Origin of the sequence: Chitinophaga niastensis, assembly GCF_003014755.1 — a bacterium.
In the GTDB taxonomy this organism is placed as follows: domain Bacteria; phylum Bacteroidota; class Bacteroidia; order Chitinophagales; family Chitinophagaceae; genus Chitinophaga; species Chitinophaga niastensis.
This window is the reverse complement of sequence record NZ_PYAW01000013.1, coordinates 26122-39377: the sequence shown is the minus strand read 5'-3', so window position 1 is coordinate 39377 and position 13256 is coordinate 26122. Positions and strand designations below refer to the sequence as shown.

Below are 13256 nucleotides of genomic sequence, written 5' to 3'. Positions count from 1 at the left end.
TTGCCGCTTCGCCCGTTAAAATTATAGAGGTAGGTATCAGGCTCCAGGTCCAGGAAGTCATGACTTAAAGCATAGAGATGATTTGTATTCGATGTACTGAATGTAGATGGTTTGGCATAAGGGTTATTCAGCATTCCCACGCTCATATCATCCGGTTTTCCTCTCACCATCTGCGTGATGCGGCCAGCGCCGTCTGCCAGGCTAAAGCCCAATCCCACGCAGCTGGACAGCTCTTCTACCTTTATTCCACCCGTGCTGTTGTAGTTAAGCGTGACATTGGCAGATAGGGGGCCACTGGAAATGCTACAAAGAGGAAAACTAATCGGGATGGTACCTGTAAAAGTACCTATGGGTCGTTCCAGTACTTTAAACATAGACGCCGCATTAGGTGGTATGGGCCTTGCTTTGGGTAAGTTTTGTTGATATTGAGCAAAACAAAAAGTGGTGACTATCATAAGTACCATGGTTGTTGCAAGAAATTTCACCCGCATACGATCTGTTTTAATAGGTTATATCGCTAATTTTACAAATGATTTAATTTGTAAACCAGCTACTGTACATTTTCATTTTTCATTTTTTCTATTGAATTGATCTTCTTTTCCTGTGCTGCTACTTTCTTATTCAATTCTATAATGTACAGCGTTAACTCTTCTACTTTTTGCAACAATTGTTTATTCATTTCTCCCACATCTAAACCGTCTTCTTTTATTTGCATTTCGGTTGGGATGCCGGATAAATGTTTATTCTCCTGAATAAAGTTTTCTACGTATTGTAAAGAAGGCAATTCATAATCTGGTTGAAATACGAAATCAGCCCAGGTAATCTGTTCTACTTTAACCCGGCGTGCTCCTATAACACCATTCACTGCTAACTTATATCCGTTGGTGGTGTTTGTTCCTATGCCTACATTTCCGCCACCGTTTACCATTAGAATATTCCCGGAAGAAACGGAGTTCATGAACATCGCATTATTCGAACCCGGATTGGTTTCCAGTACCAGGTATCCCTCATTGCTGCCTCTGATCTTCCCGCCGGCATTTCCACCAAAATAGGTCCAGTCATTATAGGCATTGCCTAATATTGCTGCGGCCCTGTCTCCGTTTGGCAAGATGCTCACCTGGGTCACATGCAGTCCTGCCGAAGGAGAAGTCGTTCCTATTCCCACATTGCCATCAGCTCTGACAAATAAAAGATTTTTGATACCTCCACTTGCTGCTGTACCGTCACTATTCTGATTGGAGTTAACCATCAGCGCATAGTTGCTGGCACCGGTTGCCTGTACTGAAATGGCAGTACCATAATACTGTCCCCATAATAAAGCAGCCAGGCTGGTAGTGTTGTTGAAAGCAGTTACATGGAAAAGACATTGAGGGTTCACATTTCCAATACCTACATTACCCAAAGAAGTGATGTTCATCACATCCGTCCAGGTAGCAGAATTATTCCTTGCAGCAATCCGCAGATCGGTCCTTCCCCCCGGGTCGTATGAATAAATCTTATGACCAAAGCCACTTCCAAAGGTGGAAGTGGTCCATGTAATATTTTTATTGGCACCCACCCTTGCTGTCAAAGTATCAAACACCATATTCTGTGCTATGGTGGAATGGGTAAACATGCAGAAGAAAACAGGGATTAATTGTAAGATTTTTCTATTCATAACTATTTATAGGTTTTAATTTTTTATTATCAAAAAGTATAGCCCGTCCTTAGCTTTATAGGATCTGTCCTCGGTACATGCTGATTGTATAAAAAATCAAACAGCAAAATTATACTGCCTTTCATCTTACTATTGATTTTATACTTTTTACTGATCCCTATCAACCCGCTCTGTGTCCACTGTTGCCCAACCCCATCCGGTAGCGCTATATAATTGGGCTGATAGTTTTGTTCATAACCGCCATTAAGAAAAAAGGTGCCCTTCAGCTTCCAGTCTATAAAAGAGCGTATACCTAAACCCTGATTAGAGAAGTGAATATTATCAAAGTCGGTGCCCATGCCCAGCTTGTAGGAGAGCCCCAACCCAGTACTCCCATTTTTGGGGAACTTATAAGCTACCTGTCCCGCCAGGTCTCCGGTGGTAGGAAAAAATTTATTGCTGCGCTGGAACTGGATGTTGCTCCCAAACTCCAGTCTTTGCAGAAAATGTTTTGTCTTCATGTCATTAGATTTAAAGTTGGGCATATCCGCAGCGTTGTCGAGATCCGGGAATTTACTTTTCAACTCATCCATCTTATTGCGGGCTTCCGACATTTGCTGACTCACTGCTGCACCAGCATTAGGACCGGTACCAATGCGTTGCTGTATAAGTTGTTCTACCTGGCTACGTGTTTGTAATCCTTCCAGGCTTTGAGCGGAAGCTGCAGCACCCTGTATATTAAATAAGCTGGCCAGTTGAGAATGTTGTTGCATAAAATCATTAAAAGCAGGAACTTTCTGCATCAGCTCCATTGCTTTCTGCTCCGTTTTATTTTTGTCTTTAAATACTTCTTTATATTCTTTCAGTTGCTGAGCATAGTAATAAGCTTCCTTGTTCATTTTCTGCTGATCTTTGGAGAAACCAGTATATTGTTTTAATTGCTCATTCAATAATTGTTTACGTTCCCGTATATATGCTTTAATCTCTTCCGCTTGCTGTAGCTTATCTTTCAACTGCTCCACTGACCGGAGCGAACCATTTAATTTATCGGTAACTCCTTTTGACTGATTCAATAAATCCTTGGATTGTTTTAAGAAAGCAAGTGAATTTTGAAGGCTATCCAGATAGGGGCCACCTGCCTGTAAAGGACGAGATAGCTTGCCCAGCTTGCCTTGCATGCGGGACTTCATGTTACCTAAAGCCTCAATGGAATTAACGAACAGGTGCTGCGCTTTGAGAGAATCAATATGGGCAAGTTTATTTCTCAGCCGCCTTTCTTCTTTTATAAAACGAAGCAGTGCTTTATCCGTTCTTTTGGTGACCTGTTTCTCTAACTTATCTGATTTCTTTTTAACCTGGGAGAGATATTTATCCGGGATTTTTCTAATCAAGGCAGCAGTGCTATCTTGTGCATGGACGGTGGCTATCAGTAGGAGATGCAGGGATACGACAAGGTAAAAAAGCTTCATACGGATGTAATATCTTCGAGGTTATAAGGAAAATGAAAACCGATCGATGGCTATTATTTTGTAATGCTGAGTTATCTCCCTGCTATGTGCCTGTTTTCTGAGTACTATGATTAGTTATTCTATTCTTGGGGTAGTCTAATCGAATCCGCAATTGGGGACTCAGTGATATATCTGGTAAAAAACTAATTATATGGTCGAAATACTAAAAAAGGGTTGATAATTGATCAGGGAATAATTCATGGAATAATTTTAAAAGGATAACACAAATATCAATATAATATTTACTTGCAGCTACTGCTTACATTAATGATTGCTACTATGATCAAGTATTATAATAAAAAGAAAATGCTAATTACTAAATCGGAATTTCATTAGGTCTCTTTCGACAAAACCTGAAGCTAAAATAATTACAATTTCCTTTCCTGTTGTTAACTAACTGTAAATGCGTATAAATACGAGAATAGATGCGTATAAATACGCCCATATTTAATAAATAAAATATATTAAATGAGCAATATATCCCGGCTATAAGAGATTGAAGCTATCAATTGGGTATTGAAGATTTATAGCCAGTGTAGGCTTGCGGACGAAGAGGAGTGAAACAAAAATATTAGCAACTGTCAGATTAAGTCGTGACTATTTCACTTATTGCCATTTTTAACGATACTCACTAAACATTCCGGATTTATGGGATTTTTAACTAGACTAAATTCTACACCGGTTGCTTTTTCAATATGGTTTATACAATCATTATTATTGTATTTTTCACCGGCAATATGATTGCAATTTACATAATCAGAACCGCAAATTGAACAAACAGATTTCTCTGCAATTCCAGTCATGCTGCCGCCTTTAATTTTACCTGTTTCTATTTTCCGAAAAATATTTTTATCAATTATTTGACTATCCTTTATCTTAATTCCCATATCATCAACTATTATTGATGACCATCCTACAATTCTAGGCTTATGTTCATAAAAAATAGGTGTTGGCAAATTAGGGTATGGGCTTCTAAGGTCTAAGCATTGGCCAAAATTTGCCTGAATTTTTTCCTTCTTTTTTTTCAAGTCGATTTGTTCTCCTTTTGTGAAATTTTTACCATCCAGATTTGAAAAAATATTTTTAGAGTTATCAATTATAATGATATTATTGTAGATCTCTTTCTTTGTTACCTCAGGTTTTCTTTCTAATTTTTTTTTCAAATAGTCACTAATTAAATTAAGAACAATCCCCGTTGGGATACTCGATAGGTATGCATAAAATGGATTAGTGAAAAATTCTAATATGCCCTTTTTAAATAAATACTGGACTGGAATATCATTGCGAGGCTTAATAATTACGTCATGACCATCTTCTCTTAAAAGTTTAATTAATGTGAGAGTATCTTTATCAACTAATTTCCTATTTGGAAAGTACTTCTCATATGGATTGAAGGAATCTATTTCTATATAACGTCTCATAATAAATTTAAGTATCACGTTAAATGTATCTGAAAATATATGACGAATTTAAGCGACTCAATGATTTTATTTCTAAAATACGTCTTGTTCAGAATTTTCCAGATGCATGTGCTAAACTAATATATTAAAATGTTTTAAAATTAGGTGCTTTATTGTTAAAAAAATCCTTTAATCGGCGTTCAAGAAAGGTCCTAATAAAGGCCGCAGTCGGCACCGTTTCGTATATAAATTCTAGATCCATGACCTGGATAAAAGTTGGTATATAGGTATTGCTGTTTACTACAATTGGTTCTTTTGAAAAGAAATTCTTTCTCCCTAGTATCGGACACTTTTCGTCGTTATCCACATAAAAGTGAATCCTTTGTTTGGGATCACAAATGCCATTAAGCTTATAGATCAGTAAGGAAGGCTTGACATTTGTATTTTCCCTGAAGTGCAAAATAACAACACATGTTTCATATGTCTTCATAAATGAGGTGATACCATCTTTTGCCGGAAAATCTTTAGAGATGGACTGCTCATATATTTTCAGGAAATTTTTCCAGAATATTTTTAGATTATAGCCTAGTTCATCTTTTTTCCAGTTCCTCCAAAACTGTGATTCATACTGACTGTGAGAGTATGGTTTATAGTATCGTATAAATTCTCCATTCGAAGTGGTAGCACGCAAAAAGGATAAATAGTGCTTGAATAATTCGAAGTTGAACTCACGCGAATATATTGGTAGTGAATTTACCGGTGTATGGCCAGCTTTAAATTTTTCTTCCGCTTCTTTTATCTGTTTTTGCAAACGCGCCGGGTTTTCTGTGAGCAGGAAGTCAATGCAAATCCTTTCACTATGATATTGTTCTGCAATTAGCGGTATAATGTTTTCGGTCGTATGGCAAATTTGCTTCAATGAAATCATTTCTTTTTCTTCATCAAAATCAAATACCTGGTGGAACGCTGAAATGAATCGATCAACATATTCACGCGCGAAAGCATAATTTTCTACACGGGGCGTATATTTTTTCACCGATTTCTGTATCCAATTTCTTACACGGTAATAACTATAGTCTGTGCTGGCAAACGTTTCAACATTGCATCCTGAGATCTCCAGCGCATTGTTGTTAATAAATGTTTCATCACTAAAAAATTTGGACTCATCATCATCAAGTTCTTTTATGGTCGATTCGTTATCCGATGACCTAATTGGATAAAGTAGATAGTTTACCTGTTTGTCCGTATAGGAAGACACGGCTATTCCAATTTTGTAATAGTTGTACAGGTATGCAGCCTTGGCATATGGAAATTCGTTAGTTAATATATTGTTTACTGAGTCGATGAAATGATTGATAGAAGTGATTTGAGCCGGGGTGAATTTAATTGCAGGTCTCATCCTATCTCGCCACATTTTTACTTCGGCTTCAAATTCTAATCGTAGCTTTCTTTCCTCCGGGAAATCAGCATACTGCTTGTATTCTTCGAGGATAGAGATCCATGATTCAATGTAGGAATTGTCTCCGTAGCTTATTTTATTGCTGGAGGGAAAAGGTACTACAACGCTTTTTTGATCTTCCAGTTTGTCCTCAATTTCTTTGAGTACAGATTTGCTAAGATGAATCCAATAGGCAGCATCATTTGGTACATCGACTGCAATCAGCAAAAATGGTAGAATCGCATCGCGGCTGTGTGCTAGTAGCGGAAGTTCGCATTGGTGTCTAGGAGGTGTGTTAAGGCTCAGTGTTTTTATCTGTACCTCGAATTTGCCTATTGGGACTTGATCCAAGCCATTGATATCCAAGTATCCATCACTGCCTGGAATCTTGTCTAGTTCTTTTATGTCTGCCTTCACCTGGACTTTATCCAACATGTCCTTGAGCTTAGCAATTGAGGACATTTCAGCGACCGCTGTCTTCGGATATGCGGCGGGTTTGCCAAGTTTACTTTTTTTTCCCTTATTGTCCTGCATATTTGGTAGGTCTTAATGCTGATCACCAACAATGTTCCAGAAAATATTGAATAATTCCAATTTTATCTATATAGGGGTGCCGGAATCTCTAACATAAACAAATAACTGGTTTGTTAAATGGTATTTCGAAGGCCCTTGAGTACATGTTTTTTTATTTTTGTTCTATAGACCGTAGTGGATATGTATATTTTTTGGCGGTGGTATTGTGTTGTCGTTGTTAGAGGTATTTGGGGTCCAGCCCAGTAAATTCTATTGGGCATTCTTGTGTCGTATTCAACTGTAGTTGGACGCGAATTTCGGCTTTCTAGAAACAAGGACCGATACTCTACGGGGATGAACGTCATGATAATTGAATATATTGGCGCCAATACTGGGGGAAAATATCATTGTGGTAATAGAGCACTGGCAGCCATTTTAAAAACGGGTAACCTTCTACATCCGTGCGGAATGTTACCTGAAAGGAGGGCCTCGCCTTAATGAATGTCTTGAAGTCGGCCAGCTTCTCTGGTAGTTTGATGCTGCTTTCCACCGCCATTTGATCATGGGTATTACCCGAGAAGAAGAGCAACTCCATATCCTGGTCTGGTGCATAAGGATAGGCCGTTTGTAGGTCAGCCAGACTGCCCAATCCAGAGCGGGCACTCTGGTAAAATTCCTCGTTGTCAAAGACCGCTAGTAATTCAAACAAGATCAGGATCAGCATCGATGAACTATCAATATATTCATCAGGTCTTTGGTTGGTGGCCATAAATTCAATCAGCGCTTCCAGCTTGTCCGTAAATTCCGGCAACAAGTCGCGCATTGACTTTAACAGGATGATGTTGTTGATAATCTCGGCCAGATAATTATGCAACATGATCTTATCGGCTTCGGTTACCTCTTCGCATTGCAGCACAAACAGCACGGTCATCAGGATGTGACGGGAATGCCTGTCCAACAGCGGTCGCTGGCAGCCCGCATTGGCGTTGATAACCTTAAAGAGGACTTCCTTCTGCGCCTTTTCCAAACGCTTTTTAACGGTGGAACGGCCCTTACCCTTACTGGCTGGCCAGTGATGGCGCAAATAGAAGAAATAAACCATGTTGCCCAGGTATTCCATGGCACGCATGGAATATCCCACATTTTCATATGGGCCGCCTTTCTCCGAAAAGATGCCATCTTTGAGCACCGCCACCGGTAGAGTCGTTTTTAAATATTCATCCAGCACCCTGTACTGTGTGCCCAGTAATTTCTCAAAGGCTCTTTTTACCGGCTTTTTCTTCTCCAGTCTCTGCTGCAGTATCCACGCCCATGTTTTCACGATAAGGATGCTCATGCCCTGCCTGGCTGGCTCCAAGTTCTGTTCTTCGTTGCTATAATGGTAAAGAATATACCCTAACAGATTCAGAGTGGCAAATAGTTTGGCGAAAGCCCTAGTTTTGATATCAGCCTTGTTATTCAGCAACCTGTCCAGCAAAGTAGAGAAGTCTCGCAGATCATAATCAGGGGCATTGAGCAATACCAGCGTCCTTTTGAATAGTTTGATGTTCTCGCTGTCGGTCAGCAGGTATTCATTGAACAGATGTTCACTGAATTGCACGGTAAGTTCGTAGATTCCCCACCGTTCAAAATCACCCTCTTTAAACAGGTTTTTAATGATACCCTCCAGCACTGGCATTGCATTGGGTTTGACAATACCATTATGGACCAGAACAGCCTTCACAGGTAAATGATTGAAGCCGGGAATTCCGCTGTCCTCGTAGATGGCAAACTTCATCTCGTGCAACGACTCACTAATGCCATCTGACTTGCTGATTGAGGCAATGTCGATGTCCTTGTCGGCATGTCCTTTTAGTTCGAAATAAAACCGCTTTTTTACTCCGTCTTCATCGATCCCCACGGCAATGATATCCTTGCCGTACTGTGATTGTCCCAGTGCCTCTTTGGCCGTGCGGATTATTTTAAAACCCTTCAGACTGAGAAGAAGGGGAAAGATATAATCGAGTTCATCTTTTTCGGCCAGGCTTTCTAAATACTCCCTGACGATAATATTGTTTGTTGCCATTCTTCAAAATCTTTATCCCAGTTAGTGGAAAACAAAAGCCGCATTTCGTAGTCGTTGCGCTCTGGGGTGATAAATATGGTTCGGGGTAAGCTATAAGACACGCTGTGACTAATCATCGGAGAAACCGTGCCGTCCGGCATCACCGTACCGGCGCCCCTTGCCACTTGGGTATGTTTAACCATGCTAGAAATTCCTCGGTGTTCTTTCCTTGCTTTTTTGGCAATCTGGCGGCTGACGCCAGTTTTGGCGCGGTTGTACGTCCTGATTTGCGCGGTTTCGGCCAGTAGCGGGTCCAATTCCTTGATCGCCCTTTTTTTTTCAAGTATATCGGTCAGCTCGGCCCAGACCTCTTCTAACCTTGCCAGTAAGGAGGCCTTCTGCGGATGGGTATCGGCAAGGGCGTTTTTTACTTGTTCGATCACCTCGTACCGGTAAGCCGGAATTAGCTCCTCGAGCTTACAGGTGATCAGTTCCCGGATGATTTCCGAGGGGCTGTCCAATAACCGGAGCACAATTGGAACTGTATGATTGATAGGGCGAAACTGGTTTAACAGACTTATCACCAGTTTGTACTGCTGGAGGATATCAAGTTGCGCGATATCATAGGTCAGCGATGCTGGCTTTTCCAGGGCGAATTCGCTGAACAGTAAATCCTGGCCCAACCACCGGCAATGCCCTTCGCTGTCTATGCACAACAGTATCGTCTCCCGTTCAAAATCCTGCAGCATTTCACTCTGGTACATGTGGATGGGGCCTTCCATGGCTTTCTGCACGTTTTGGGCGGATAACATTTGTAAACAGGCGGCCCTTATAAAACGGAAGAACAGCTTGACCTCCTTATTGAAGATAAAGAAAATATCCATGCTGTTTGCCAAGTACTCCGGTTTGAATTGTTCCCCCTGTAGAACTTCCTCGAGGATGCCATAACGGGCTTCCGGTTCGGCTGTACAGCCGCCCAAAAGTCGCAATGACACCGACAAATCCATTATTTCCAGATCATAGAAGTGGGCTCTGATTTCCTTTATTAATTGCGTTTTAAAAGTAGGGGGGGCCGCTGCCGAGTCCTCCAGCATTTTCAAATACAACCGTAGTCGTTGTGTTTTCTGTTCTGTAGCCACCTGTAAGCCGATCAGCTTATCCAATAGCCGTTGCCGTAATTGAGGTTCCACAACGGGCTGTGCGCTTAACAGATGTAGTGCTCTTTCCTGAGTGTGCTCCTGATCAAGCCAGTCTATAATTTCTTCTATTGATAGTGTTCCTTCCTGGCAAATTTTTAATAGTAATTCCAGATACAGCACTTTCAATGCGGATTCGGTTTGTTCCTGTTCTGCAATTGCGCGAATATCAGGAAGCCGTGCTTTATGACTGTCTACCCATGAATGAATGAACTGGGTGAGGTTGCGCCAAACCATGTCGTATCCTTTTGGTACTCCTATTTGCAAGGCAAAATGTCTGCATACTTCCCAGACCGACTCGAAATTGTCGTTAGCCGAGAGGGTTACGTCGAAGTAGACATTGAAGAATTCGAAAAAACGCTCTTGTTCAGTGGAATGTTGCAGTGTGAGCGCATAAGTAGTTAGATCTAACCTGTATCCCAGTCTGGCGTTATCGATTAGGAAACGAGTTAATGCGTTGACCAGCTCCGATACACCTTGTGGTGCCTGAGCATGGAAGTAATCGCCGACTTGATGGGCGAATTTCTGAATAGCCGCTCCGTCAGCAGCCAGCGTATAGCCGAATACAGAACTGAAATATTTATAAAAACCATACATGATCCGGGGATCATTTGTATATGTTCCCTCCAAACCTTGTGAAAAGTACTGTGCTTTGGTAATCATTCCCGATGCTGCCATCTCTGGGAACTTGCCGGTATAGCCAGCTAGACCAAACCGTAATGCTTTGCTGGTAGCCAATGTTTGTATGAACGTTTGGATTTCCCGATTAACGGCTATATCCCCTCCAAAATTGGATTCTAGAAAATTATCGCTCATGAGAGGTAAAAGGATTAAACAAATGCTCCGGACCTTATGATTACCGAAGCGCAAGAATCATCAATGATTATTACAGCATGTAATTTACTTGCAATTTAGTTATCATACAAAATCATTCACGGAGAGGGTAGTAGGGCTCTCTGACGAGTCAAATTACAATATTTTGGCGGTTTCATATAATGGATCATCAGATATACTAACCGTTATTTTCCCGTAGTGATAGTGATTGGCCCGGCATCTGGAATCCTATTAAACATCCTTGCGTCGCACTCTTCAGCCGTAGTACTACTATCAGCAGAAATACCCGTACCGAAGCGGTTTGAGATTAGCTGATCGAAGCGTGGAACTAAGCGGATTCAAAGGTCTCACTGCGGCCTCAGTCGGCAAAAAGGGCGCCAGGCCCTCGCTTGCCCCTTCCGCTGCGCTTCAGGGGCTGCGCTCCGTCCTGTCACCCTTTTTGCGCTCCTTCAGCCTCCGTTCGGGTAGCTCCCGGTCTGGCTAAGGGCTGTTTTTAGTATTGGTCGCCTTTATGCCCGCCATCCCTCCGCTACCCATTTTGTCCGCCCCCCGCCCGCCACCCCCGGCCTTCCATTTTTGATTTGCCGTCCGCTGGCGCTCCCGGCTAGACAAAGGTCGAAGGCGCGGCCTGCTGCGGCTCGCCCTCGCTTGGCCCCTCCGCTGCGCTCCGGGGCCTGCGCTCTGGCTACCGCCGCAGCGGCCGGGGGTGGAAGGGCGGTGGGGGCGGTAGACCTCCGATTAAGCGGGAGATTATAGCACTGATCGACAGAACCCTGATTAAGCGACCGACGGGAGAACCAAGCGCGCGAACACCAGCATTTGTACCCTGATCGACATTGTACTATCGCGCGGCGTCCGTGAGAACAGATGATGGGATCAACTTTAGAACATAGGCTCAACGGTATCACTTTGACCGGCGGAAGAACATAGGCCCGGCGTCAGTAACCCATCATCTATTCTCACGGACGTTAGCGCGTTTGTATGATCAAATTGATTTTTTCATTCTGACTGAGTAATAATAATACGTGTACGCAACAGCGTAGCCGCTGACACCTGGCTAAAAGCAAATACCGGCCGTGATAGATGATATTTGTAACTTCAGAACATGACCCGACATTTGTACCACAGTCAGCGACAGTGCATAACCCAGCACCCGGGCGAATCATCGATTACGGCCGATATTTGTTTGCTCTCCTGAAAATTTAGTGAGTATCGCATTACCTGGGGTTATACTAGGCATGTATGGTAATGCTATAAATGAAATTAGTGTTTTTCTAGGGCTTTTTCCTCTGCTTTGTATTTCTTTCTGATAGCCTTCAGGTCCTTTAATAATAAATCGGTATGGCCCCAATACTTCAGGCTTAATTCTTCGCGAATCTTCCGCACCTCGGCCACAGCATCGTACTTTTTACTTTTTTTCATGGTCGTTTGGTTTTAAAATTTCTCTGGGCGTTCTGATTTCAATTAACCGGTAACCCATTTGCAAATTTATGGAATTATACAATTTAATTTTATCAAGGTTTACAATATGTTTAAAATTCCAACTTGCTAGTATATCTGCACTGTGTAAGGTAGCTAATGCGATATGTAGCGCATCATTGTAGGACTTGTTGCTTAATGCTCCTTCTGCAATATATATTTCAGCTAATTTGGATGCTTTTACTGTGGTTTTAATGTTTACTTTATAAATAAGCGGTACCTCAGTTAGTTTTGCTTTTACTTCTTTCCTTGCACCGTCCAGTTCCATTCTAACAAGGTCTGATAAGATCAATTTTTTTGTTCCGTTCTTAAATTCTTCCCAAAGTGCCTGGCTATGATCTTTAAATTCATGGTCAAAACATCCCCCAATTACGGAGGTGTCAGTATAAACATTCAACATGAATAATAATTAAGAAATGAAAAGAAGAGGTTAAAAACTAAGCAGGAGCTGCTTAGTGGCTACATACCTGTATTTCAGTGCTGCCGTTGTCTTTCAGCGTAGATACAAGGCCCGGTGAAATATCAAGGTACTGCAGCAGGTAGGAGAGCTGCGCCTTGATAATTATACGAGCCTTTTGCATTTCTTCATCAGTTGGGCTCATATTCCTGCCGCCGAGGTTAGGCAGTACCAGTTGTGAAAATAGGGACTCCGTCCAGCCCAGTTCCCGGCGCAGATGCTCTTTAATGTATAATGGAAAATTGCATAGCCTCGTATAGGTATCATGCAGTTCATTATCTGATAAAGGCGCCGGAGGAAATAATTTTGCAAGGTTTTCAGCGAACATCTTTTGTTCGTTGGTGCGGAATTTTTTCATTAAAACATGGTTTGGTTAACAACCCGATCCCCGCGGGCGGAAAGATCACAGATACGGTCCGCCCGCAGGCGTCCGGTTGTCAGGGTTAACAATAAAAGAGGGGGACTTAATTACTCACTGTATCGATGTGCTATTTCGCGCATTGCTGCTTTTCCTTTTCGTGCTTCCGGTTGTATTACCGGCTTTTCTTGTTTTAGATTGCTTATTACTATGCGGTTATTTTCCACCTGCACAGTCACTTTGTCGCCAACTATAAAGCCGGCATTCTCCAGCCAAACACCAGCCAAAGAAATACAGGAAACGAGTTTTGAATCGTAGGTACGTTCCTGATGAATGTAGTTTACTGTTAGATGCCTTGTTTTGTTTTCGTTTTTCATATTAGCGTTATTGTTC

The 13256-nt window shown here is 41.9% G+C and carries 11 protein-coding genes; all 11 read right to left on the bottom strand.

Annotated elements, in window-relative coordinates; genetic code table 11:
* The coding region (locus tag CLV51_RS28565) for a hypothetical protein (RefSeq protein WP_211302154.1) at nucleotides 1-491 on the bottom strand (491 nt) is incomplete at its 3' end.
* 59 nt (nucleotides 492-550) lie between these two features.
* The gene (locus CLV51_RS28560) at nucleotides 551-1657 is read right to left on the bottom strand and encodes a hypothetical protein (protein ID WP_146151403.1); all 1107 of its coding nucleotides are present in this window, start codon (nucleotides 1655-1657) and stop codon (nucleotides 551-553) included.
* A 29-nt stretch (nucleotides 1658-1686) separates the two neighbouring features.
* Nucleotides 1687-3105, bottom strand: coding sequence for a hypothetical protein (locus tag CLV51_RS28555; protein ID WP_106531536.1), 1419 nt, complete (start codon nucleotides 3103-3105; stop codon nucleotides 1687-1689).
* A gap of 641 nt (nucleotides 3106-3746) precedes the next feature.
* On the bottom strand, nucleotides 3747-4565 hold the full coding sequence (locus tag CLV51_RS28550) for a hypothetical protein (RefSeq protein WP_106531535.1): 819 nt from the start codon (nucleotides 4563-4565) through the stop codon (nucleotides 3747-3749).
* A 124-nt stretch (nucleotides 4566-4689) separates the two neighbouring features.
* Entirely contained in the window at nucleotides 4690-6516 is a 1827-nt protein-coding gene (locus CLV51_RS28545; RefSeq protein ID WP_106531534.1) for a DUF4365 domain-containing protein, read from the bottom strand.
* Between the two features lie 340 nt (nucleotides 6517-6856).
* Nucleotides 6857-8560, bottom strand: coding sequence for a hypothetical protein (locus CLV51_RS28540; protein ID WP_106531533.1), 1704 nt, complete (start codon nucleotides 8558-8560; stop codon nucleotides 6857-6859).
* Nucleotides 8524-10551 carry a hypothetical protein gene (locus tag CLV51_RS28535; protein ID WP_106531532.1) on the bottom strand — a complete coding sequence of 676 codons (2028 nt, stop codon included), beginning with the start codon at nucleotides 10549-10551 and terminating at the stop codon, nucleotides 8524-8526. The genes CLV51_RS28540 and CLV51_RS28535 overlap by 37 nt, the downstream gene beginning before the upstream one ends.
* 1281 nt (nucleotides 10552-11832) lie before the next feature.
* Nucleotides 11833-11991 (bottom strand): hypothetical protein, encoded by a 159-nt coding sequence (locus tag CLV51_RS29295; protein ID WP_158267187.1) that lies wholly within the window; start codon nucleotides 11989-11991, stop codon nucleotides 11833-11835.
* Nucleotides 11978-12448, bottom strand: coding sequence for a PIN domain-containing protein (locus tag CLV51_RS28530; RefSeq protein ID WP_106531531.1), 471 nt, complete (start codon nucleotides 12446-12448; stop codon nucleotides 11978-11980). The genes CLV51_RS29295 and CLV51_RS28530 overlap by 14 nt, the downstream gene beginning before the upstream one ends.
* 52 nt (nucleotides 12449-12500) lie before the next feature.
* On the bottom strand, nucleotides 12501-12863 hold the full coding sequence (locus tag CLV51_RS28525) for a hypothetical protein (protein WP_106531530.1): 363 nt from the start codon (nucleotides 12861-12863) through the stop codon (nucleotides 12501-12503).
* Between the two features lie 110 nt (nucleotides 12864-12973).
* On the bottom strand, nucleotides 12974-13240 hold the full coding sequence (locus CLV51_RS28520) for a SymE family type I addiction module toxin (protein WP_106531529.1): 267 nt from the start codon (nucleotides 13238-13240) through the stop codon (nucleotides 12974-12976).
* Between the last annotated feature and the right edge of the window lie 16 nt (nucleotides 13241-13256).

Coding starts and splice junctions, on each gene's coding strand:
- CLV51_RS28545 (WP_106531534.1), bottom strand. CDS start 6,516: ATGCAGGACAATAAGGGAAAAAAAAGTAAACTTGGCAAACCCGCCGCA.
- CLV51_RS29295 (WP_158267187.1), bottom strand. CDS start 11,991: ATGAAAAAAAGTAAAAAGTACGATGCTGTGGCCGAGGTGCGGAAGATT.
- CLV51_RS28560 (WP_146151403.1), bottom strand. CDS start 1,657: ATGAATAGAAAAATCTTACAATTAATCCCTGTTTTCTTCTGCATGTTT.
- CLV51_RS28525 (WP_106531530.1), bottom strand. CDS start 12,863: ATGAAAAAATTCCGCACCAACGAACAAAAGATGTTCGCTGAAAACCTT.
- CLV51_RS28530 (WP_106531531.1), bottom strand. CDS start 12,448: ATGTTGAATGTTTATACTGACACCTCCGTAATTGGGGGATGTTTTGAC.
- CLV51_RS28540 (WP_106531533.1), bottom strand. CDS start 8,560: ATGGCAACAAACAATATTATCGTCAGGGAGTATTTAGAAAGCCTGGCC.
- CLV51_RS28550 (WP_106531535.1), bottom strand. CDS start 4,565: ATGAGACGTTATATAGAAATAGATTCCTTCAATCCATATGAGAAGTAC.
- CLV51_RS28535 (WP_106531532.1), bottom strand. CDS start 10,551: ATGAGCGATAATTTTCTAGAATCCAATTTTGGAGGGGATATAGCCGTT.
- CLV51_RS28555 (WP_106531536.1), bottom strand. CDS start 3,105: ATGAAGCTTTTTTACCTTGTCGTATCCCTGCATCTCCTACTGATAGCC.
- CLV51_RS28520 (WP_106531529.1), bottom strand. CDS start 13,240: ATGAAAAACGAAAACAAAACAAGGCATCTAACAGTAAACTACATTCAT.